Raw genomic sequence first — 22,553 nt, 5'->3', positions numbered from 1 at the left:
TCTAAGCTAGTTGAAATTCATTATACACGCAACAAAAGAAAATACGGAAACCTTCAACGAAATAATATAACCTTATCACAGGAATATAACAATTCGAAATGCCGGAGAGGAGTCGCAGTACATGATACGCATAAGACGCTATCAACCGGAGGATCTCGCCGTTATCGCGGATTTAATGAAAGATCTCGGATATCCCGCTTCCATTGAAATGATGAGAAAACGAATGAATACGATTGAAAATCTGCAGGACCACCACACCTATATTGCTTTATTCGAGGAGCGGGCGGCCGGCATGATCGGCATCCGCAAGCTTTACTCCTATGAAGAGGACGGTTTCGTAACCCAAATCTCGTTATTAGTGACGAAGAAAGAGCTTGAAGGCAAAGGCATAGGGACGGCGCTCGTCCGGTTCGCGGAACATGTTGCCCGGGAGGATGGGGGGCATACGCTTTATTTGACAAGCGGGATGAAGCCGGAAAGAGAACGGGCGCATACGTTCTACCGGTCACTCGGATTTGAAACGACTGGCTACCGGTTTGTGAAAAAATGGTAAGGTGCTTTATACGTCGGAAAGGTTAGATGAAGAAAAACGCTGGAATGAATAAGAATGGGGGCAAATACGATGATTCAATATCGCAACAGCCGGGACTTAACGGCAACCGATCTCTCGCAGGTGTTTGAGAAATCAGGGATCAAACGGCCGTTCGGGGATTTGGAGCGGCTGCAAAAAATGATCGATAACGCTGATTTAATCATCAGCGCATGGGAGGAAGACCGATTGATCGGCATCGCCCGCGCCGTCACCGATTTTTCCTACTGCTGCTATCTTTCGGATCTTGCCGTAGATCGTAATTATCAGAAGAAGGGAATAGGCAAGGAGCTTGTCAGGCATGTCAGGGAGACGCTCGGTTCCGAAGTGTCCTTGGTGCTGCTTTCCGCCCCAGCGGCGGTGGATTACTATCCGAGAATCGGATTTAGCCACAATGACAAATGCTTTATTATTCCTAGAGAGCGCTAGCAAGTTTCTTCAGCAATCTCGGGCGATTGAACGGAAAAACAGTGTTGACAATGAAAATGATAATTGTTATCATTTAGTTGACTTTGAAAGGGGAATGTCCATTTTCTTTCTATCCATTTAACGTCCTACAAGGGGGAACCGGCAGTGTATTCACGGAACGGCAAGAAACATGTATGGGTATTGATCAGTTTGATGGTAATGTCGCTTTATCTTGCGGCCTGCGGCGGCAATAATGCGAACGGCACGAATAATAGCGCGGCAAGCCATGGAGCCGCTAACGAAGCGGCATCGAATGACCCGGCTGCGACGGAAGCGCCGACAGAACGCAAAGTAACGGATGCCCTAGGCAATGAAGTCACCATTCCTGCAAATCCCGAGCGTATCATCGCTTCCTATTTAGAGGATCATCTGGCCGTATTGGGTATTAAGCCTGCGGCACAATGGTCCGTAGCGAACGGCATTCAAGATTATTTGCAGGATACGTTGAAAGACGTACCGACGATTCCTTATGATCTTCCTTTTGAATCCGTAACAAGCTTTAACCCCGATCTCATTATCATTGCTGATAACGCGGCGGTCGAAGGAGACAAATATACGCAGTATTCCAAGATTGCGCCGACATACACGCTTGGCGATGATATCAATGCCGACTGGCGCAAGGCGCTGCTCAAGATCGGCGAGGTGCTGGGCAAGAGCAGTGAAGCGCAGACAGCGCTTGACGACTACGAGTCGAAGGCAAAAGAAGCGAAAGAAAAATTGCAGGGAGCAGCGTCAGGCGAATCCGTTGCCGCGATCTGGCTGGTTCAAAAGAACTTTTATGTCGTAAGCGACAAATTGTCCAGCGGCGCCGTTCTCTACCATGATCTTGGATTCGAAGTGCCTGAGGTTGTGAAGGAAATATCCGCTGCGGGCACAGGCAACTGGAATGCGATATCGCTGGAAAAATTGGCAGAGCTTGATGCCGATCACCTGTTCCTAATCAACAGCGATAAGGATTCCGGCTCCGAGGCGCTGAAAAACCCGATTTGGCAATCCATTCCGGCCGTGAAGTACGGTAACATCTATGAATACCCTAGCACAGCCAGCTGGTTGTACTCCGGGGCGATCGCGAATTCGCAAATCATTGACGATGTACTGGAAAGCATCGTTAAATAGTGTCATCATTTAAAGTTTAGGGCTATGCCTCCGAAAGTCGACGGAGAGCGTAGTCCTTTTCTCTTTTATAACATTTGCAATCAGGCTAAGTCTTTCGGTCACGGTGAATTGGTTGTATAATCATGGATGAATAAAATGGAATAAGGATGTGATTGTCGATGGCGATGACGATGCAGAGAGCCGACAAGAGTATAGGAGGATTCCGATGCGCCCATTGACGATGCATGCGGCCAGAGAGACCGCAATAGCTGCCGCTTATGAGGCGGGGCGGTTAACGAGAGAGCGATTTGGCACGATTTATGGCTACGAAGAGAAAGATGACCACGGCGATATCGTGACGGAAGTCGATCATTTAGCCGAAAGCATTATTTTACAAAAAATTGAGCGGGTATTCCCTGAGCACCGGATTCGTTCCGAAGAATTCGGTGAAAATGAAACACAAAGCGACTGGCTCTGGCTCGTAGATCCGTTAGACGGTACGAATAATTTCGCGGTGGGGCTGCCGATATTTGGCATATCCATTACGCTGCTACATTTGCAAATACCGGTACTCGCTGTGATTTATGAACCGATGACAGACCGGCTTTATGTATCCGCTGCCGGCGAAGGGACATTATGTAATTCCAAACCGGTTCGTATCGATCGCGTGCAGGCAAAGGAGCTGACTAAAGCCAGAGTGGGCTGGATTCAAGGACATGCCGTTCAGAATGAACCGCGTGCCGTGAAGCTGCGTCATTATATCGATGTGAATACGAAGCGAATGATGCGGCTGTGGGCGCCTACCTTACAGTGGTGCATGCTCGCAAGAGGCGATTTGGACGGCATTATCGTCTATAATTCCGAAGGGGAAGATCTTTACTCCGGTCTGCTTATGGTCAAGGAATCCGGAGGGATCGTCATCGACTATGAGGGTAATCCTTTTATCGGCATGAGGAAGCAGCCCTATTTGATTGCTTGCCGATCCCAACACAAAGATTATTTTATGAATATGGTTCAAGAAGGTTTACATTGAGATTTTAACCTGATCGAATAATAGAATCGTGGTGAAAATACAAGAACCGTCTGGAAACATACGAAGGAAAGAGCGGTAGATGGCATTACGTCGGGATGCGTTAAAGCTGGAGAGACCGTTACAATTGAGGCAAAACATTTTGGCGTCAGACAACGGTTGACCTCAAAAATAACCGAGTATAAAGCTCCCTTTCTTTTTGTCGATGAGATGCAGAGCGGGGCATTTAAGTATCTAAAGCATACTCGCCTGTTTAAGCAGCAAGGCGATAAAACCATGATGACGGATACGCTTCGGTTTGAAGCTCCATTCGGTTGGATCGGATGGATGGTTGAGAGAACGATTCTTAAGTTTTATATGAGAAAATTTCTGGAGCATCGTAACGGTGAACTGAAGCGGCTGGCGGAACAGGCTTAAAGTTCAACGATAGATGGATGTTATTCCCAGAGTAGTGCAGAATAGAAAAGATTACGGATTAGGGTTCATTGCTTACCCGGTTAGGAGAACATCATGACGGAAGCGCTCATCGGAAGCTTCATATCGGCAATGGCTACCGTTCTCGGCGCGGTGCCTTTACTTTTTGTCAAAAGTCTGTCCGAGAAATGGAAGGACGTACTCATCGCTTTTACCGCCGGCATTATGGTATCTGCGTCTACTTTCGGGCTTCTGCCGCAAGCCTTGAAGGAATCAGGATTAATTCCGCTTACGGTCGGACTTATTGTTGGCGTGATCCTGCTTGATTTGCTCGAAAAAAACATTCCGCATATCGACGTCGAGCATAAGAGAGGAATTAGCTCATTTGATTCAAAATCGCTGCTCGTTATTTTCGCTTTGTTTATACATAATATCCCGGAGGGACTAAGTACAGGTTTCAGTTATGCCAGCGCGAACAGCGGATTAGGGCCAATGGTGGCCATTGCGATCGGGGCGCAAAATATGCCGGAAGGGCTTGTCCTGGCCGTGTTCCTTATCCATTCCAAGGTCAGCAAGCTAAAGCTGATGCTGATCGTCACGCTTACGGGCTTGATGGAGGTCGTCTCAGCGATCGTCGGTTATTTTGCGGCGAGCTATGTGGAAGCGCTGATAGGCTACGGCCTTGCATTTGCTTCAGGGGCGATGCTGTTCATCGTGTATAAGGAGCTTATTCCGGAAACGCACGGACACGGGTATGAACGTTCGGCGACGTATTCTTTTATTATCGGATTGTTGGTCATGATTTATATTAGTCATTTCTTTGGTTGAACATCAGGAGGAAGCATATCATGTCAAATCGAAGCAGAATGCTGCTGGACGTCGATACCGGCATCGACGACGCTCTGGCTATTTTATACGCTTTATTATCGCCGGAAATTAAGGTGGAAGGCATTACGACGGGCTTTGGGAATATTGATGTGGAGCAAGCGACGGATAATACGCTGCGAATTATACAGCTGGCCAATTGCGGCTACGAGGTGCCGGTTGCCGTCGGCGCTGCAGGTCCGCTTGAGCGTATCTTTCATGGCGGCGTACCGCATATTCATGGGAATAACGGCATCGGCGATGCCATTCTCCCTGTACCTTCACAGAAACCGGTCGACGAGTCTGCTGCGGCATTCATTGTGAGGAAGGTAAATGAAAACCCGGGCGAGCTCATTCTGGTGACCGTCGGCAGACTAACGAATTTAGCGCTCGCGCTGCAGCTCGACCCCGGCATCGCGAATAAATTTAAAAAAGTCGTGATGATGGGCGGCACGGTTTTGGCGCCGGGCAATGTTACGCCAGTGAGCGAAGCTAATTTATATGGCGATCCGGAAGCTGCTTCCATCGTATTTGAATCCGGGCTCCCCATTACGGTAGTCGGCTTGGATGTTACGCAGAAGACGAGGCTGACGCGTCGGCATATGGAACAATTGGCAGTTGAGGCCAAAACAGGTGATCGGGAAATCATCGCCTTTATGGACGAAGCGCTTCGGAAATATTTTGATTTCTATGCGTTCTCGAACCATTTTGAGGGGGAATGTCCGATGCATGATCCGCTAGCCGTGCTTGTTGCGATGCATCCGTCTCTAGTCCGAATCGAAACGATGAATGCGGTCATTGATTGCGGCACAGGTTATACCGCAGGTATGGTCGTAACGGACCGCCGGGTGCGCTCCACAGTGGGAAGGCCCGTCGATTTCTGCATGGAAGTGGACGTTGAGCGGGCTATGGACAAGCTGTTATCCGTTTTTAAGAGAGGGGGGCGATGAACGATGGAGAAACGGTTCTCCCGAGAATCAAGATGCTACAAAACGGCAAGAGTGTTTCCGCCTGACGTGAATAACCATAACACACTATTCGGCGGCAAATTGATGGCATACATTGATGATATTGCATCGATAGCGGCAACCAAGCATTGCAGGCGCCCGGTTGTCACGGCTTCAACGGATTCGGTCGATTTCCTGCACCCGATCCGGCCGACCGATTCGGTCTGCTTGGAGTCTTTCGTGACATGGACCGGTCGCACTTCGGTTGAGGTATTCGTCAAGGTTATCAAAGAGGATCTTCTGAGCGGGGCAAGAACGGTTGCGGCCACTTCCTTCTTGACATTCGTTGCGCTTGATGAGAATCGCAAGCCGGTTCCCGTACCGGATGTCATGCCTGAGACGGAAGAGGAGCTTAAGCTGTTTGAAACAGCTCCGGAGCGGGCAACGATGCGCAAAAGAAGAAGAGACGAAAGCAAGAAATTTGCCGGTTTCCTGACCGTTAAGCATCCTTGGGACTGATCGGATGACAAACATCGTGATGTTAAAAGAGGTTGATCTAAAGAAATGGAGTGTTAAACTGTCGCCAGTTTACACTCCGTTTTCATTTAACAGCCGTTTCGGTTTGTTTTGTCAGGCTTCTTCGGAACATGCCCCGAATTATCGGAGAGCTTATCCCCGAATTGGTCCAATCTTGAAGGACTCGCTGCAGGACCGTCATTGTCAGGCTTATTATTTCTTCCAGTCATGATGTTCACCTCCAACGCTCATATGATGAGCCTGGAGAGGAATTTTCATGCAAGTTGCCTTTTCATCCTAATTTCTGCATAGTTGACCTTTCAAAGCACAAAATAAATTGATGCTTAGAAAAAAGATGCCGTTAATGAAACGATGGCTTATATGTCTATAAAATTAACACCGCCGATTCACTTAAAGATATCGTAGGATATACGTATTGACGTTGCGGCATGGAAAGAAGACGAATGGATTCAGGAGCCATGACAGCAAAACGGTCATACTTTTTCGGTTGCGATGATCTATAATTGGTACTGAGCTATTTACTTGGATTTTCAGGTTTGAGGAACTTTTATGACTTAATTTAAATTTTAGGAGGGAACAACATGGCAGTTTTTGCGGAAGTTTTTGCAGAATTTTTATCGCATATTGATAACCCGCAACATCGGGCCCGAACGGAAGAAGTTTTGGCATGGGTAACTAAGAAATTCCCAAAGTTAACGCCGCAAATTGCGTGGAATCAGCCTATGTTTACCGATCACGGCACATTTATTATTGGCTTTAGCTTAGCCAAACATCATTTGGCTGTTGCCCCTGAACGGGCAGGGATTAATCATTTTTCTGATGCAATCATACAGGCTGGCTACGATCACACCAAGGAGTTGGTACGTATCCAGTGGGATAATCCGGTTGATTTCTCATTACTTGAGAAAATGATCGAGTTTAATATTTTGGATAAGGCAGACTGTTCAACTTTTTGGAGGAAATAGAAAAAATAAGAGCGCATAAGAAATTCAGTACTACTGCACAAAACTCGTATTTTGTACATATGTCTACAATTCGGTTTAATCCCTTTCGGCCATTGGTTTTTTATATATTGTTACACATTATATGGTGTGATTTTTTCGAGTGAGAAAAATAAGTTCCTTACCTACCCCAAAAAAATAGCGGCGGACTAGACATATAAAATAAAGTCTAAGGCCTGCCGTTATTTTTAAAAGCACAGCTATTGTTGAATATAGAAATCATCATTGAGGATGAGTCCGTACATGATTTATCGCTTAGAATGACTACCATTTCGGTGCCCCTAATATCGAAAAGGTACCCACTCACAACTGCCTGAGCAACTTTCGAGCCAAGGTAAGCAGCGAATTGTTTTACACCATTCTTTTTAACCTCATTGCTCAGGCATTGAAGATGAAAGACTTTCTGCTGCCGATGCTAACAGGCATCGATTCCAGGCCGATCTATGCCAATGTCAATGGATACAAGCACAAGCGCTGCGCTTGCCCGGATCAGAACAAGTGCGCCTGCGAGAAGACGTACTCCGATCCGGATCCACCTGCGGCGTGCAGCGTAAAGAGAAATATCCTACTCCTCTTAAACTCAAGCTACCCTATAGTTGAAGAAGCGAAGTTTAATAAACTATAGGGGGCGTTTCCTCAAGAAGACGGCTCCAACTATTAATTATAGATCAATTATTATTTGTATTTTTAAGACGATGAAATGATTTTGTTTGAGCAAATCGTTCAAACCCAATAGACTTGTAAAATTCATAGGTATCCGTGGAAGTACAAACAACAATTGCAGTTTTTGCTCCTTTTTCACTCAACGCATTGAGAGCAAGCTTACAAACGGAGCTAGCTAACCCCATTCTCCAATATCTCGGATCCGTTCCCACAGGTTCCAGTAATCCAACCCTGTTAACTTCATCAAACCAAATTAAACAAAATGCTACTAACTCGCCATTTGGGGATTCTATTACCCAATCAAGAGATGAATCGTAAGGATAGGCATTCATAACATTCAAGTAACTTTCTTCTGTAACTCTTAATGATTGAAATGCAGCCCTATGTACTGCCACTCGTTTCTTTAAATCCTCAGAGCCCTTGATATGTTGAGCTTTAAACTTATCTGGCAATTTAACAGGGAAAGGACAGCTATCCAATGAAATTTTTGTGAGGACTTCAGGAGCTTCTTCTACTGGGTTGAATAAAGAATCTTCTAAGGCTGAAATAAGATGAGACTCAGTTTCTAGGACAGTTACCCTTTGTTCATTGGTTTCGGTCATTTTTTCAAACCAATCAATGACATCCTTGGATAATTCAGAATAATTCGGGGCAACTTGAAATGTTAAACTGCCAGGTAGTCTAATCCATCCCCAAGCCACTGGTTTACCATCCATTTCCCAAATTGCAGTAATCCAATCATCCTCAAGCCCAAGGTGTCGATAGCGTTGCCAAGCTAAATCGCCAATATGAAAATTAGATTCTAGTGACCAAATAGCTTGTGTGAGTTTCTGCATACGTTTTAAATCACTTGAATCTTTATAAACTCGAATGACGGGTTTATTCATTTATTTAATCTCCTCGATTCTTCTTGGTATTTGTAATTATCTTTTTAATTTTTACATACATAATATGCTTTAGGGTTTTTCTTATTCTTAAAGAGCCTGTTCAAAAAGCTCATAAAACGGATGAAAACAAAAATGCACCGCAGCGGAAAAATGGTAAAATGGAAGTACCACACTTCCCCCCTACTGAAAAATTATGAAAAGCAATGCTGATCAAGATTATTCTAACAAATCGAACCTTAGAGCTGTATGTATTTCTATGGATTGTGTCACAATCTAGAGTTACAGATGCTGATAGTGAATCTATCACGTTTGCCGACGGTCAAAAGCGACAATATGAAGTCATTCAACGTAATATGGTCACTCGGCAAGGATCATAGCTGGAAGGTTTAGATAATGGATCCCCTAGAACCCCTTTTTAATAACCGTTCTAGGGGACATCTTCCCTGCTTTTCCTTCTCCTCATTCACTAGAACTAAACAACCGTTCTACACGTATATTTATATCTTCCTCGGTCATGCCGCCCTCCCATTAATGATCAGCCCTCATTCTCAATTTCGATGTCATTCGGCATGAATCCCGGCATTTGTATCGTGAACGGCGGGTATATCAACCTCTCACCATTGCTCTTGATCGCTTGAAGCTCCATCTTCACCGTTCCGGCTCCATGAAAGATATTCCCGGTAATCTTGTAAAAACCATCTCCCAGTTTGAACGCATTGTTTTCGACTGCGCCGCCGAGATTTGTAGAAAACTTAGCCCGTACGTGTGCAATATCCGTATCATCATTTAATTGTATGGTTACGTCGTTTGCGCCAACCTTGAACGGGTAGATTTGAACGGAAGCTGTAATCCCCTCTTTGGTTTGAGATGCAGGTTCAATGTTTTGGACTGCTTCTTTGGGAGATAAATCTACAAGAAAACCAGCACCTAGCAATATCAAGACTGCGATAATGATTTCTATCCTTACGTTTCTCTTGAATCGAACAGCCATCGTTTCGGCCACTTTCTTTAATAACCTACGTTGCCATACCGCGAACAATAGAATCGCAAGGAATAACAAGACCTTGAAAATGAGCACCTGTCCCCAATAGCTTGTAAGAAGACTTTGAGTGCTAAAAGCCGGGACGTAATTGATTGTCATGATGATTCCGGACAAGCCTATTGCCAAATAGCTAACAAGCGCCCACTTTGAGAAAAGTCGGCCGGCATGCTGCAGCCACTCCTTCCCATTGTGGTTCGGCATACGGATCAATAAAGCCGATAGTCCGCCGATCCAAACGGCAGAAGCAAGAAGATGGATAAGGTCGGCCCCTACCGCCCAAGCGCCTCCATAAGCCGGATCGACGGAGTGGCCGATAAGTGCTTCGCAAAGAACGGATATCGACAACAAAACCAGTCGCAATTTTTTAATCATGATGCTGATGCATACCGTAAGGAGCTGGATCATGGTGATCCACACAAAATTGAAATTAATAAAATCATTAAATACGACCTGCGAGTAACCAACTCTATACATAACCAATACCATTACGATCGCGATTACGCTCAGACCATACATCGTATAGGCGAACCGCACCCAACGCTTCTCTTCGCCTAGATTGTTGTTACCGAGCAATTGCCGGAATAACGCCCCCCCTGTCAGCGTTAGCAGCCCGAAGTAAGAAAGCCAATGCGCCCACTGAAGTAGTCCAAGCTGATCCCACAGTTCATCATAAGAGAATTCCCGATGGCCGGTAATGGATGTGAACTCATCGACTGCAAAATAAACGATATTTACTGTCGTTCTATCCCCGATACGAGGGTAAAAATGAATCGCATAGGTACCGCTGTCCAGCTCTTGATCCAATTCAAGCACGTAGTGTTTGGGTTCGTCAGGATCAACGGTTGGCTTGGCTGTGTCAAGCATCTGTTGTTTATCATTCAGCAGACCGAAATAAGGCATCTCGTCGACGTCTTCGTTATACCATACTTCGATTCGGGTCGGAGTGCCCTGCACGATTGTTCCATCCTCGGGAGTCGTACGTACTAACTGCAGGTTTTGGAACCGTTCTTCCGGGGTTGCCGTAACGACTTTGACCTCGAACGTATACTTCTCTTTCAGGGCATGTCCGTCCATGGCCACGACATCAATGTCTACCGTATATTTGCCGGACGGGAGATTTTGTTGCATTGCAACGAATATGCGGCGATTATTATCAGGATCCAGCTGCGCTTTTCCAACCTGGACTTCCTCTTCCTTTTCGTTTCGAACGATAACGGAACTCCTATGTATTTGCACGGGATCCTCAAATAAAAGCTCGACCTGCTCAGGCGAGGTTTCCATCACCGCGTTCACATTCGGGAAACGCTTTTCGATTGGAGAATGGGCGTCAACTTGCGTCAGAGGAATCATAATAGCAAGTAAAAAAAAGATGAGTGCCAACCGTTTCAATTCGGAGCCTCCAATTTAGTTTTATTCAAGGAAAAAACGAAGGCTTCCCTTCGTTTTCTCCTCTTCATCTAACTTCTAACTCTTAATAACCGCATGCTGTTTAAAATAACGATTAGCGCCGCCCCCGTGTCGCTGATGACCGCGATCCACAACGTCAGCACATCGGGGAAAATGAGGATCAGCGCCGCAGCTTTCACGATAAGCGAGAACCAGATGTTTTGCTTAATAATGCGCATCGCCTTCCGGCTGAGCTTAACCGTGTGAGGCAGCTTCTCCAAATTATCCGCCATTAACACGATGTCGGCCGTCTCCATGGCGGTATCGGTGCCGGCTCCGCCCATCGCGATGCCCAGATCCGCGGTTGCGAGCGCCGGCGCATCATTTATGCCGTCTCCTACCATGGCCACTACGGAGCCTTCTCCTTGCAGTTGCTTGATAGAGGACACTTTATCTTCCGGCAGCAATTCGGCGAAATAGCGGTTTACTCCGGTTTGCGCAGCCACTTTCTTTGCCGTTCCTTCATTGTCGCCGGTCAGCATGACGACCTGACGCACCCCGGCGTTACGGAGGGCCGTAAGGGCCTTGACCGATGTATCCCTTACGGCATCTGCTACAGCAATGATGCCGAGGAGCTTCTCCCTGGTTCCGACGATGACCATCGTATGCCCTTCTTGCTGTAGCGACAAGATCCTTTCGTTCGCGCCTTCGAGATCGGTGCTTAGCTCTAGGAATAATTTCAGGTTACCAGCGAAGTATTCTTGACCGCCGATTTTTGCGCTAACGCCTTTTCCGACGATGTTTCTATACGTGTCGCCTTCTCTCGCTTTTACTCCCGTATCATTGACATATTCGACAACCGCCTTCGCGATCGGATGCGAAGAGTACTCCTCCAGCGTCTTCGCGATTGACAATAGCTCAACCTCTGTTGCACCGTAAGGAATGAACTGCGATACCTTTGGTCTTCCTTCCGTCAAGGTACCGGTTTTGTCGAAAGCAACGGCCGATACTTTGCCAGCAATCTCTAGGAATGCGCCGCCTTTGATAAGGACGCCGTTTCTCGCCGCATTCCCGATAGCCGAAACGATGGCCACAGGAGTTGAGATGACAAGCGCACATGGGCATGCCACGACAAGCAATTCCAATCCTTTATAGAACCATTCTCCCCACGTGCCGAATCCGACAAGTGGTGGAATCACCATCACGACAAGCGCAAATAGGAAAACGATCGGTGTATAGATGCGCGCGAATTTATCGACGAAAGCTTCAGTTGGCGCTTTCTGCTCTTGGGCTTCCTCTACCAGATGAATGATTTTGGAGATGGTCGTATCTTGCACCAGCTTGGTAACCTTAATTTCAAGCGAACCCTGTTCATTGATCGTCCCGGCGTAAACCCCATCGCCGGGTTCCTTGTCGACAGGGATGGATTCTCCTGTAATCGGCGCCTGATTGACGCTGGATTCGCCACTGATGACCTCGCCGTCGAGCGGTATTTTGTCGCCTGGTTTGACAACAATGACATCGCCGACCGAAACTTCTTCTACGGGCCGTCTAATGAGCTCCTGACCTCTTTTCACCCAAGCTTCGGGAGGAGCCAGATCGATTAGACTGCGTATGGAATTTCTTGTTTTTTCGATAGATCTCGATTGCAAGACGTTGCCTAACGCAAACAACCAGACAACGGTCGCTCCTTCGAACCATTCGCCGATCGCCGCAGCCCCAAGCACGGCCGCAGTCATCAGGACGTTCATGTCCAGCGACCGGCTTTTGACGGCGAAGAAGGCGCTTTTGGCAGGCTTATGTCCACTGATCACAATAGCCATCGCATAGAGGACAGTGATAAGAACGGGAGACATAGCGGTATAAGAACCGATAAATCCGGAAAGCAGCAACACGCCCGATAGAATAAGGGCATTCATGCCGGATCGATCCGTTTTCGTTTCAACGGAACGCCTAGTTGTCACAAGCGAAGCTTTATAGCCGGCTTTCGACACTTCTTTGATGATGTCATCGACGGAGTTGTCGTGCTCGATAGTCATTCTCCCCGTCGAGAAATTGACGTTTACGTTTCTGACGGCTGCTTGGTCTTTCAAATGGTTTTCTATCGTTAATGCGCAGGAGCTGCAGTCCATGCCTTCGATGTTGTACGTTCGAGCGTTCCCCTGTTGTTCTATTTTTTCTAGCGTGTAGCCCAGTTTTTTAACCATATCGGGAAGCTGATCCAGCGCGGAGGGTTCTGACGTTACAACCCGCATTTTACCGCTGCTATAATTGACCTGGACACTTGAGATGCCGGGTTCATTTTTAACCGCCTTCTCAATCGTAACCGCGCAAGCCGAACAATCCATTCCGTATACGGCATATTCGCTTTTATGACCGGTTGCCTCGGCGGTATCCTTGATTTCTTCTTCCCTGTTATCGGGAACGTCTTGGCAGCAAGCATCCGTACAGCTAGAAGCCGGTGTCGAATTTACGGCGATGACGTTTAAGCTCTTCTTGAAGGCCGTATTTGGTGTCGCTTGATTTGATGACGAGCAGCAGGAGCTGCTAGTGCCATTAGATCTCGTCGTTTTGGATTCATCCTTCTCCTCTAATTCTTGACTGTCAGCTGAATTCTGGCAGCAAGCATCCGTACAACTGGAATCAGCAGTTGTTTTTACGTCGATGACGTTCAGGCTTTTTTTGAAGGCCGACTTTGGTGTCGCCTCTTGATTTGATGACGAACAGCAGGAGCTGCGTTCTTTATCGGTATCGTCGCTCATAATCCGATCCCTCCGCTCATCTTTTCTCGTAGATAACTAATTCATCATTTTTTCGCAAGCCTCGACCTCTGCCTCGACCTGCCGGAACACAGTATCCATAACGTCAAGAAGCTGCTTGATCTGTTCGTTTCGTAAGCTATAGTACATATATTTCCCTTCTTGTCGGGCGACTATGATGCCGCATCCCTTGAGACAAGCTAGATGCTGAGAGATGTTGGACTGATTCCCCTTGAGTTCCTCAACAAGCTGCGTCACTGTTTTTTCTTCCCGTTTAATGCATTCGAGAATTTGAAGTCTCGTTTTATCACTGAATCCACGCATGAATTTTGCTTTAACGTCGCACGTGTGCAGTTCCATTTAGGGACACCTCCGAATTATTCATATCAGCATTTTCTAATATGAATAGCATATTAGCAATATCTAATGTATGTGTCAATGGATTAATGAAATATATGATTAACTGTTCATATATTATTAAGTTACATGTTCTCTCTTAGACCTTAGAAATAAAAACAGCGACAGCTAAGGACGTGAAACAATGTCCTTTACTGTCGCTGATATTTGCTAACGTTACCCGTTGCTCAATGGCCTTCCACAACAAATAACCTCTTCACCTATGATTCTCAAATAGCCGATAATACATACAAGGGTCTTAACGACAAAAAAAGCAGCTGTGCTGCGGCTAACTGCTCCCTGGATCGATCCCTGAACTATCGTTCCCGACGATTGCACTACTGAGATTTTAGTATACGACTCGGTGGACGCAGTGCCCAAGATACGATAATCAGTACAAGAAATATTAATGGTGATCCAATCTGAACGAGGCTGTCCCCTGCGTAGGCATGAGATGCCGAAGAGGCGATAAGGTCAATGACAAAGCCCGCATAAGCCCATTCTTTCAGGCGTGGAAATCGCGGTATGACGATTGCGACAGAACCCAGGATTCTTCCAATCCCAAGAAACGTTAAAATGTAGACCGGATACCCAAGATGTTTCATTTCCTCTATTTGGTGCTCTCCCTGCTTGATGAAAAGAATGCCGCCGATAAATAAAAGTCCTGCAGCTAATATGGTGCTTATCTAGTATACGGTTGGTTTCATTGTTTCTCCTGTGATTTGCCGATTATAATGTTTATATTTGTTTCAATATCGGTTCTCAAGAATGCTTTTGCTTCTTTATTTCCTGTTAGCTGAAGCAAAACTGGCTCGTCTGTGTTGCTTGCAATGACCGAAAACGTTAGAAATGGGCAGCATTTGCGCTCCATGCTTACCCATTCATTGATAAGCCGCAGCGTTTCCGCGTCTCCAGGGAAGTCATATTGGTACCCGTTTTCAAGCTCTGTGATGCCGAGCCTTCTTGTTTCAAGCTCTCCCCAAATGCTTTTATACTCCACGCGCTGTTCAGTCGTAAAAACGCTGTGACAGCAAGCCACTGGTATTTCCTTTTCCATATCTTATTATGCTCCTTTCGTTTTACAGGAATTGCACCCGCATCCTGTTGTCATGCAAGATGATCCATTTGCTTTCCGTCTTTGATAAATCACGATGCCTGCTATCACAAATAGAATCGCAGTACCCGCAATGACAAATGGATTCAAAAAGAAAGAGGATACCCCTAGAACAGCTAGACCTCCAACAAGCGGCAGTGTGCAACACAAAGCGCATGCCCCTAATAGTCCAAGACCAGCCAGCCAACTCCCTTTTTTCATTTACATCACCTTCCCAATCAAGTTATAATCCAATCATAAAACTTAAAGCTAACTTGAAGTCAAGGGGGATTTTTATGGCTGAACTGAGTATTGGTCAACTCGCGGCAAAAGCAAAAATTAACGCATCTACGCTGCGTTATTATGAATCCGTTGGGCTTCTACCTGCTCCTGAGCGTAAAAATGGTCAACGCCGATATGACGAGGGACTTTTAGATCGTATCCATTTTATTAAAGTCGCACAGCAAACAGGATTTAGCATTCAGGAAATTTCAATTTTACTAGAAGGCTTTGAACCAGGGGAATCATTATCAAATCGGTGGGAGCAGATGGCTAGGCAAAAACGCTCCGAACTTGAAGAGCGAAAAAGACAGCTAAATTCGATGATACAGATCCTAGACAGCGGCTTGAGCTGCAAATGCCTTACTTGGTCGGAGTGCAAGGATAAAATAGAAAATGAAGGCTCGTGTTAGAGGAGAGATGACGAAATGATATCCCGGGAGAAACTTGAGCAAAATCAGATTTTGCTTTATGTCGCGATATTAGTGCTAGCAGCCGTGCTTGGCTTATTAGCCACTAATCTAATGACGACATTAGATAATCACATCTTAATTTCTATCATCATCGCTGTTTTAATGTTTGGCATGTTTACACAGATTCCCTTTACATCTATAAAGGAATCACTTGGAAATCGACGGTTTATCTTGGCCATTCTATCCGCCAATTATATTGCGGTACCGATTGTCGTCTGGCTGTTATCTCAGTTCCTGCCTCAACAGTCTCCTGTATTACTGGGTGTATATCTTGTTTTACTGGCACCATGCATTGATTATGTGATTGTTTTTACTCATCTAGGCCGTGGAAATGAAAAAGCTATGCTCCTTTCAACACCTATACTTTTTGTGACGCAAATGATCTTATTACCTGTTTATCTGTGGATGTTCATGGGCAAAAAAGCTTCTGAAGTTGTGAATCCGGGACCTTTTATAGAAGCTTTTCTTATCATCATCGTGTTGCCACTTCTTCTGGCTATAGGATTACAACTGTTTTCTAATAAAAGTCGTCGTAGTGCTCAAGTCATTTTAGATGCCTCGGCATGGATTCCTGTTCCGTTGATGGCGCTAACGCTTTTTATTGTTGTTTCATCGCAAATTAGCAAGTTATCCGTCTACTGGGATCTAATTATCAAAGTTTTTCCTATTTATATCGCATTCATGCTCATCATGCCGTTCATTACTCGCTTTATCGTAAAATGGTTTAGACTAGATATTAGGTCAGGACGAGCTGTTATATTTAGTTCAGGAACACGTAATTCCCTTGTGGTTCTTCCGCTTGCTCTAGCTTTACCTGAAAACTGGAGCACACTAGTCGCTGCTATTATTGTGACGCAAACCATTGTCGAGCTTGCTGGAGAACTTATCTATGTTCGATTTGTTCCTAATGTGGTTCTACGTGACAAAGTTAATCATTAAGTTCTGAATAAGCAAAGGAGCCCCCAACTTGAGTGGAGGCTCCTTTGCATTTCCACGCTATCCGGTTCCTTCAATGAAAAAGCAGCCGATCGTAATGGCCAGCTGCTGAAGGGTCTTATTCAGCTAACGTTCCTAATTTAGTGAGCTCTTTTGTGAATCTGATTTACTTCGAGAGCACATAACCACGGGTATAAGTAAAAGCGCCAGACCTCCACCGACAAACGAAAATATCGCATAGCATGAATGAGCAACAACCATACTGTCCGAAGAAAATAAAGTTTTTGTACATTTGTCACTAACTCGGTTTAATCCCTTTCAGCCATTGGTTTATCATATATTGTTACACAATATATGCTATGTATTTTCGATCATCAAATAATAAGTTCTAAAACCTCCAAGGATTGTTCAATGAAACAAAACAACCCCCAATCAAATGATTTGATTGGGGGGTTGTTTTGAATATGGTGTTATCTGATGGATACGCCATCTAGGAAACACTAACATTTCTTTTACGTAATTTCTTAAATACCGAGTATTCCTTATTGGACTTAATAAAACTTAATATCTGTTCGGCACATTCTGTTGGATTCATCTCTTCCGTATTTACTTCGAGGTCATATTCATCAAAGCAATATACTTTGCTAAACTGTGAAGCTGCTAGTCCAATGTGTCTATCTCCTCTTGTTTGCTCTCTTCTTATGAGTTCTTCTTTCGAGCATATTACACCTATAAATAACGTAGGCTGATCGAAAAATTGATCACGAAACTCATTAAACCTCTTGTCATTGTCGATTACGGTATCTACTATTACATTAAAACCCATTTCTGATAACAATTTAATTGTCGAATGGTACACTGAGAATATGGAATCATCAAGTATTTGTGAGACAACTTGATGATCTATTTCTCTTGTAGGTTCATCTGGAAATTTATTATTAATAAAATCATTGTAATTATTAAAAAAATCATCAATTGATAAATGATAAAAAAGAATTTCTTTCTGATTTATCAGTTCAGTCGATATGAAGGTCTTTCCGGAACTTGAAGTTCCATTTAGAAAAACTAATATCCCTTGCTTCAATTTAATCATCCCTTCAAAAAATAATCATTGCGTATCTTTCAGATAACGTTAAATTCACAAAGTTCATAAAATTATCCAACTCAGATTAAATAAAAAGTGTTCCATCGTCTTCACTCCCAATTTGTTCACATTAGCGATAAATTACCACCCTTTACCTTGTTGGACTACAAAATTATTAAAACTATCCTCCCGTGAACTCTATTCACTGTTTATTATACAAGTTTTTTCCTGTCGCAAAACAATTATTGACGTATATTCATGTCCAAGACCTGAAACAAGAATATACGTCAATAAGTTCGAAAATGGCTGTATCGTGGGCTTTTCAATTCAAGTATATTCATGTCGCTACACACTTGCTGACGATTGTTTACCATATCCTCATACGCAGAGAGATTTACAAAGATTTAGGATTGTTCAATGACACAAAACAACCCCAAATCAAATTGGGGTTGTTTTGTGTCATTATTGCTATAATATTGTTTCTCAGGAACCGTTACATGTTTCAACGTGGTGTTCTGCGTAATTGAACTAACGTCTCCGTTAACTTCCCGCCATTTTCTCACCTGTAGTAATGCCTGCTCGTTTGTATTTTATTAATTCCGCTAAATTGAAAAAACATTATTGCGTAGCTTTTGTATTAAGTAATTTTATTCCCATCGCAATAAAAATAATTCCTGTTAGCTTATTTAAAACCGTTTCAACTTTTGAATTCTCTCTTAGTTTTTTAGAAGCCATAGAAGAAAAATAAGCTGTGAATATACACCAGATTCCCCCAGTCAAAGTAAACGTAAGACCTAAGATAATAAAAGGAATCGGAATGGTAACACTCGCATCAGTATGAATAAATTGAGGAAGAAATGCTAAGAAGAATAAAGCAACTTTCGGGTTTGTAACATTCGTTATCATACCTTGTAAGAATATTTTTTTATTGTTTTGCTTTGGTAAAGATTTCTGCGCTTTTGCTGTCTTTTTTGCCAGTAACATCTTAATACCTAGATAAGCTAGATAAATAGCTCCTATAATCTTAATCACGTTAAATAAAAAAGCCGATTGCATTAAAATAACCGATAATCCAAAGGCAGCAAGTAATGTATGAACAACTATACCAGCAGAAATTCCAAGGGCCGAATAAATCCCAGCTATTCTGCCTTGTGAAATACTTCTACTTACTATATACATCGTATCTGTACCAGGAGTTAAATTCAACAGAATAGCTGTTACTAAAAATACTTCAAAATTAATTATACCGTACATATTTAGAACCCCTCCTATATACATTTTACTTTATACATTAAAAGAATTTCAATGAAATATTATGATATGCACTGGCTCCTTTTTCGTGCCCGAACGTCAAAAATCTGCCGGTGCTTACCGGCAGATTTAAAACAACCTGGTGCTACAACTTTTCTGTAAGAATGCTAAATGTTTTGGGGATGCCTTTATCGAAGACATCTGAAGATTGGTTAGGCAGTTCTTCAAGAAGCCTGTTGCTTGCTATAGATGTAACGATCTTCCCGAGGGTCCAATTTCGTAAAGGGACTTTCTGCACATATCATTGCGAACATTCACAAATTTTGAGAAGGGAATTTCTTTTTCCTCTATCGCAGTATCGAAGTAATCACCTGTTACCTTATGCTTTCGGATATTGGCCGTTGTGCCTCGTGATGAGATTAGCTTCGTTGTTACTGGGTGAAAATCTTGTAAGACAAGCACTCTATAATGCTACATAGAAAGACCTCCCTGGTTACGCTTAGGCTATTCCCACTGCCTTCCGAACCGAGGAACCTGTCGGCAGAGGAGGTCTATGCGCGGTGGAAACCTCATATGAAACATAGAGCGAGTATATCCTATGCTAGAGCGTTGGTGGAACAAGCTCAGCTATCTATCGCTCAGGATATCGCTCCTGAACAAGTAAAACGGTCCCTTTACAAGAACTAAAGCTTGAAATTGCCCAAATTGATGAACTCGTTAAAACGGAAACGAGAGGGACATGGACCGAGTTAGTTAACCAGGAGATCCCGGCTTCAGCCGGGAATCTGTCCCTTCTTTTGCAGTTCGCGTTCCCAGTGCCGGTGCTGCGCTATACCGCCTATGAACGCTTGGCTGAATGCTTCGAGATCCATCGTATTGCGGATGGTTACAACCCCCAATTCGTTGAACAGCTGCGCTTCCATACTCGGACCGGCAGTAGTCACACCCGAAATTTGAGAAGCCGCCAGCAGATCGATGCCTTCGCTCGTGGCCCCGATCGTCTTGGCGTGCTTGAAGGCCTCATTGACAAAATGTATTGCATCTCCCTGCATCTTTAAAGCGTCCGCACTTTTCTTGCCTCCGGCGACGTAGACCGCATCATAATGGACCGATCCGGCGGTGCTGTAGTTTTTATTCGCCTCGATTTGCTGTCCGTCGTCGCCTGTTATCATCCCGAGATTTTTGTTTATGATATCCGCTTTGACCCCGGCGTGCTTCAAAGCCGCCATCAGCTGCGTCAACTCGTTATGGTTAAACCCGTTATCAAGCAAAATAGCGACCTTCCGGGTACGAGCCGTCTTTGGAGTGTTCATTTGGCTTACAGCCGGAGATGCGGCGGATACAGGCGGTTTGCCTGAGGCAGCCGGCGGGGTAGCGCCGATGCCTTGAGCGATTTGCACCGCCAGTTGGTTATCGACATTGTTGAACATGTCCACCACCCGCTGCCGAATATCCTTGTTCATCACATTGCCGACCTCAAAGTGGAAGGCATCAATGATGTGCTGTTTTTCAATAGCTGACATACTGTTCCAGAAAAGTGTCGCCTGACTGAAATGGTCGCTGAAGCTCTGGCTCCGTTCGCGGACTTTGCGTCCCTCAACTTTCTCCGCGTAGTGGGCATACCCGTCCGGCGTTGGATGAGGTGAGTTCCCCTGAATGGAATTCGGCGAATAACTTGTAGTCCCGCGATCGATTGTCATGCGATGAAACCCGTCGCGCTGATTGTTATGTACAGGGGCGACCGCTTTATTGATCGGGATCTCATGGAAGTTTGGACCGCCAAGGCGGATAAGCTGCGTATCCAGATAGGAGAACAACCGCCCTTGCAGCAGCGGGTCGTTGCTGAAATCGACCCCGGGTACGACATTTCCCGGATGGAAGGCAACTTGCTCCGTTTCGGCGAAGAAGTTGTCCACATTGCGGTTCAACGTCATCTTGCCGATCTTCTTTACGGGGATCGCTTCCTCCGGCCAGATCTTCGTCGGATCAAGGATATCAAAGTCGAAACTGAACTCATCTTCTTCATCGAGCAACTGAACGCCAAGCTCAAATTCGGGGTACTCCCCTTCATTGATCGCATCATACAAATCGCGCCGATGGACGTCGGGATCTTTGCCGGCCAGCTTCTGCGCCTCGTCCCAAACGAGGGAATGCACGCCGAGCAAAGGCTTCCAATGGAATTTGACGAAGCGGGCTTTTCCTTGGGCGTTAACCAAGCGAAGGTATTGACGCCGAAGCCTTCCATCATGCGGAAGCTTCGCGGGATTGCTCTGTCGGAGAGCAGCCACATGATCATATGCGCGGTCTCCGTGTTGCTGACGACAAAGTCCCAGAAGGTGTCATGCGCCGCAGACGCTTGAGGAATTTCGTTGTGCGGTTCCGGCTTAATGGCATGAACGACATCGGGGAACTTGATCGCATCCTGAATGAAGAAAACAGGAATATTATTGGCGACAAGATCGTAGTTGCCGTCTTCGGTATAGAACTTTGTTGCAAATCCCCGCACATCGCGGGCAGTATCGGCAGAACCGCGCGAGCCGACTACAGTGGAGAAACGTACGAAGACCGGCGTCTTCACGGACGGGTCTTGCAGAAATTTGGCCATCGTGTACTCCGCAACCGGTTCATAGGACTGAAAGTACCCGTGTACGCCAAATCCACGCGCATGAACGACACGCTCCGGAATGCGCTCATGATCGAAGTGGGTCATTTTCTCGCGAAAATGGAAATCCTCCATCAAGGTCGGTCCCCGCCCGCCCGCCTTAAGCGAATCATCGGTGTTGGTTACGCGAACTCCTTGATCGGTCGTAAGCGGCTGCGCTTTGTGATCCACGCGATAATCGTTCAACTGCTGCTGCTTCTTCGTTTCATTCTGCTGCTGTTGATCCATGGACTGTTCCCCCTTAATTATGACTAAACAATGCGTCATGCGTTCTCGTTTTTTCCAACCATGCAATCCCCAGGACTCCCACCATTATCCCCAACCGAAGGTACCGTTAAACGATTTACGCTAACCCGGACGGGGTTTAAAAAAAGCTTGGCAAGGGATACCGAATTTTATTTATCGATACTTCACAAGCCCGAAGTTTCTGAGCGATCAACATGCGTTTGCTTGTAAAGATCAATTGCTGAACGTAAGGAAGGGTATGGCGCCTAATTGATAGGCGTCCTTTTTTTTACGTTGAGTTCAATTCAATGGACGTTCTAATTGGAATCTGGGAATAGAAAGTAGCTTGGTCCTTGTATGTTTTTTAACTCAAAGTAACTTTTACTAAAGATAGCGGGTCTCGTTTCGTTATTCGCGTATTTTTAAGGCCATATTGTGTCAGATTCTAAGAACAGGGGGCATTAGTGTCAAT

The 22,553-nt window shown here is 45.1% G+C and carries 20 protein-coding genes and 2 pseudogenes; 11 read left to right on the top strand and 11 right to left on the bottom strand.

Annotated elements, in window-relative coordinates:
* Nucleotides 1–121: 121 nt before the first annotated feature.
* From H581_RS0115990 to H581_RS0115955, 8 genes are all read left to right on the top strand, one after another.
* Nucleotides 122–553, top strand: coding sequence for a GNAT family N-acetyltransferase (locus H581_RS0115990; RefSeq protein WP_051250843.1), 432 nt, complete (start codon nt 122–124; stop codon nt 551–553).
* A 69-nt stretch (nt 554–622) separates the two neighbouring features.
* Complete coding sequence (locus H581_RS0115985; RefSeq protein WP_028610892.1) at nt 623–1,018, top strand: GNAT family N-acetyltransferase; 396 nt, start codon at nt 623–625, stop codon at nt 1,016–1,018.
* 192 nt (nt 1,019–1,210) lie between these two features.
* Nucleotides 1,211–2,173 (top strand): iron-hydroxamate ABC transporter substrate-binding protein, encoded by a 963-nt coding sequence (locus tag H581_RS0115980; protein ID WP_051251031.1) that lies wholly within the window; start codon nt 1,211–1,213, stop codon nt 2,171–2,173.
* Nucleotides 2,174–2,378: 205 nt separating this feature from the next.
* Nucleotides 2,379–3,185, top strand: a complete 807-nt coding sequence (locus H581_RS0115975) for an inositol monophosphatase family protein (protein WP_028610890.1) — start codon at nt 2,379–2,381, stop codon at nt 3,183–3,185.
* Nucleotides 3,186–3,458: 273 nt separating this feature from the next.
* Nucleotides 3,459–3,599: an SRPBCC family protein gene (locus H581_RS37950; RefSeq protein ID WP_156889595.1), complete on the top strand. Its 141-nt coding sequence runs from the start codon at nt 3,459–3,461 to the stop codon at nt 3,597–3,599.
* 93 nt (nt 3,600–3,692) lie between these two features.
* Entirely contained in the window at nt 3,693–4,424 is a 732-nt protein-coding gene (locus H581_RS0115965) for a ZIP family metal transporter (protein WP_028610889.1), read from the top strand.
* Between the two features lie 20 nt (nt 4,425–4,444).
* On the top strand, nt 4,445–5,410 hold the full coding sequence (locus tag H581_RS0115960; RefSeq protein WP_028610888.1) for a nucleoside hydrolase: 966 nt from the start codon (nt 4,445–4,447) through the stop codon (nt 5,408–5,410).
* A gap of 3 nt (nt 5,411–5,413) precedes the next feature.
* Nucleotides 5,414–5,926, top strand: a complete 513-nt coding sequence (locus H581_RS0115955) for an acyl-CoA thioesterase (RefSeq protein WP_028610887.1) — start codon at nt 5,414–5,416, stop codon at nt 5,924–5,926.
* A gap of 86 nt (nt 5,927–6,012) precedes the next feature.
* Here the strand turns inward: H581_RS0115955 and H581_RS38395 are convergent, their stop codons facing one another.
* Nucleotides 6,013–6,153, bottom strand: coding sequence for a hypothetical protein (locus H581_RS38395; protein WP_169507510.1), 141 nt, complete (start codon nt 6,151–6,153; stop codon nt 6,013–6,015).
* Between the two features lie 372 nt (nt 6,154–6,525).
* On the opposite strand from H581_RS38395, the gene H581_RS0115945 reads away from it, so the two are divergent.
* A complete protein-coding gene (locus H581_RS0115945) occupies nt 6,526–6,909 on the top strand; it encodes an iron chaperone (protein WP_036718685.1) in 384 nt (127 codons plus the stop codon).
* A 704-nt stretch (nt 6,910–7,613) separates the two neighbouring features.
* Here the strand turns inward: H581_RS0115945 and H581_RS36495 are convergent.
* The 6 genes from H581_RS36495 to H581_RS34200 form a co-directional block, all read right to left on the bottom strand.
* Complete coding sequence (locus H581_RS36495) at nt 7,614–8,495, bottom strand: GNAT family N-acetyltransferase (protein ID WP_051250838.1); 882 nt, start codon at nt 8,493–8,495, stop codon at nt 7,614–7,616.
* A gap of 535 nt (nt 8,496–9,030) precedes the next feature.
* A complete protein-coding gene (locus H581_RS0115930) occupies nt 9,031–10,926 on the bottom strand; it encodes a copper resistance protein CopC (protein ID WP_028610884.1) in 1,896 nt (631 codons plus the stop codon).
* Nucleotides 10,927–10,994: 68 nt separating this feature from the next.
* Nucleotides 10,995–13,685 carry a heavy metal translocating P-type ATPase gene (locus tag H581_RS0115925; RefSeq protein ID WP_028610883.1) on the bottom strand — a complete coding sequence of 897 codons (2,691 nt, stop codon included), beginning with the start codon at nt 13,683–13,685 and terminating at the stop codon, nt 10,995–10,997.
* Nucleotides 13,686–13,721: 36 nt separating this feature from the next.
* Nucleotides 13,722–14,042, bottom strand: coding sequence for an ArsR/SmtB family transcription factor (locus tag H581_RS0115920; protein ID WP_028610882.1), 321 nt, complete (start codon nt 14,040–14,042; stop codon nt 13,722–13,724).
* A 374-nt stretch (nt 14,043–14,416) separates the two neighbouring features.
* A complete protein-coding gene (locus tag H581_RS39680; protein ID WP_425414620.1) occupies nt 14,417–14,755 on the bottom strand; it encodes a DoxX family protein in 339 nt (112 codons plus the stop codon).
* Nucleotides 14,756–14,781: 26 nt separating this feature from the next.
* Nucleotides 14,782–15,135, bottom strand: coding sequence for a hypothetical protein (locus tag H581_RS34200; protein ID WP_245600047.1), 354 nt, complete (start codon nt 15,133–15,135; stop codon nt 14,782–14,784).
* A 332-nt stretch (nt 15,136–15,467) separates the two neighbouring features.
* Between H581_RS34200 and H581_RS0115910 the strand changes: the two genes are divergently transcribed.
* Nucleotides 15,468–15,863 carry a MerR family transcriptional regulator gene (locus H581_RS0115910; RefSeq protein ID WP_028610881.1) on the top strand — a complete coding sequence of 132 codons (396 nt, stop codon included), beginning with the start codon at nt 15,468–15,470 and terminating at the stop codon, nt 15,861–15,863.
* Nucleotides 15,864–15,878: 15 nt separating this feature from the next.
* Nucleotides 15,879–16,862 carry an arsenic resistance protein gene (locus H581_RS0115905; RefSeq protein WP_028610880.1) on the top strand — a complete coding sequence of 328 codons (984 nt, stop codon included), beginning with the start codon at nt 15,879–15,881 and terminating at the stop codon, nt 16,860–16,862.
* A gap of 487 nt (nt 16,863–17,349) precedes the next feature.
* Here H581_RS0115905 and H581_RS0115900 read toward each other — a convergent pair whose 3' ends face one another.
* From H581_RS0115900 to H581_RS34195, 4 genes and pseudogenes are all read right to left on the bottom strand, one after another.
* Complete coding sequence (locus H581_RS0115900) at nt 17,350–17,943, bottom strand: chloramphenicol phosphotransferase CPT family protein (protein ID WP_028610879.1); 594 nt, start codon at nt 17,941–17,943, stop codon at nt 17,350–17,352.
* Nucleotides 17,944–18,561: 618 nt separating this feature from the next.
* Complete coding sequence (locus tag H581_RS0115895; protein ID WP_028610878.1) at nt 18,562–19,197, bottom strand: LysE family translocator; 636 nt, start codon at nt 19,195–19,197, stop codon at nt 18,562–18,564.
* 142 nt (nt 19,198–19,339) lie between these two features.
* Nucleotides 19,340–19,656 (bottom strand): annotated as a pseudogene (locus tag H581_RS39675) (class I SAM-dependent methyltransferase); the annotation flags it as partial.
* A 311-nt stretch (nt 19,657–19,967) separates the two neighbouring features.
* Nucleotides 19,968–22,084 (bottom strand): annotated as a pseudogene (locus H581_RS34195) (catalase).
* Nucleotides 22,085–22,553: the final 469 nt, after the last annotated feature.

Origin of the sequence: Paenibacillus harenae DSM 16969 (assembly GCF_000422465.1) — a bacterium.
Classification (GTDB): Bacteria; Bacillota; Bacilli; order Paenibacillales; family Paenibacillaceae; genus Pristimantibacillus; species Pristimantibacillus harenae.
The sequence above is the reverse complement of the archived record's forward strand: the minus strand, read 5'-3'. Positions and strand labels throughout refer to the sequence as shown.

Bases quoted from the DNA above. Each gene is read 5' to 3' on its own strand.
- H581_RS0115990 (WP_051250843.1), top strand. From the start codon at position 122: ATGATACGCATAAGACGCTATCAACCGGAGGATCTCGCCGTTATCGCG.
- H581_RS0115985 (WP_028610892.1), top strand. From the start codon at position 623: ATGATTCAATATCGCAACAGCCGGGACTTAACGGCAACCGATCTCTCG.
- H581_RS0115980 (WP_051251031.1), top strand. From the start codon at position 1,211: ATGGTAATGTCGCTTTATCTTGCGGCCTGCGGCGGCAATAATGCGAAC.
- H581_RS0115975 (WP_028610890.1), top strand. From the start codon at position 2,379: ATGCGCCCATTGACGATGCATGCGGCCAGAGAGACCGCAATAGCTGCC.
- H581_RS37950 (WP_156889595.1), top strand. From the start codon at position 3,459: ATGATGACGGATACGCTTCGGTTTGAAGCTCCATTCGGTTGGATCGGA.
- H581_RS0115965 (WP_028610889.1), top strand. From the start codon at position 3,693: ATGACGGAAGCGCTCATCGGAAGCTTCATATCGGCAATGGCTACCGTT.
- H581_RS0115960 (WP_028610888.1), top strand. From the start codon at position 4,445: ATGTCAAATCGAAGCAGAATGCTGCTGGACGTCGATACCGGCATCGAC.
- H581_RS0115955 (WP_028610887.1), top strand. From the start codon at position 5,414: ATGGAGAAACGGTTCTCCCGAGAATCAAGATGCTACAAAACGGCAAGA.
- H581_RS38395 (WP_169507510.1), bottom strand. From the start codon at position 6,153: ATGACTGGAAGAAATAATAAGCCTGACAATGACGGTCCTGCAGCGAGT.
- H581_RS0115945 (WP_036718685.1), top strand. From the start codon at position 6,526: ATGGCAGTTTTTGCGGAAGTTTTTGCAGAATTTTTATCGCATATTGAT.
- H581_RS36495 (WP_051250838.1), bottom strand. From the start codon at position 8,495: ATGAATAAACCCGTCATTCGAGTTTATAAAGATTCAAGTGATTTAAAA.
- H581_RS0115925 (WP_028610883.1), bottom strand. From the start codon at position 13,685: ATGAGCGACGATACCGATAAAGAACGCAGCTCCTGCTGTTCGTCATCA.
- H581_RS0115920 (WP_028610882.1), bottom strand. From the start codon at position 14,042: ATGGAACTGCACACGTGCGACGTTAAAGCAAAATTCATGCGTGGATTC.
- H581_RS34200 (WP_245600047.1), bottom strand. From the start codon at position 15,135: ATGGAAAAGGAAATACCAGTGGCTTGCTGTCACAGCGTTTTTACGACT.
- H581_RS0115910 (WP_028610881.1), top strand. From the start codon at position 15,468: ATGGCTGAACTGAGTATTGGTCAACTCGCGGCAAAAGCAAAAATTAAC.
- H581_RS0115905 (WP_028610880.1), top strand. From the start codon at position 15,879: ATGATATCCCGGGAGAAACTTGAGCAAAATCAGATTTTGCTTTATGTC.
- H581_RS0115895 (WP_028610878.1), bottom strand. From the start codon at position 19,197: ATGTACGGTATAATTAATTTTGAAGTATTTTTAGTAACAGCTATTCTG.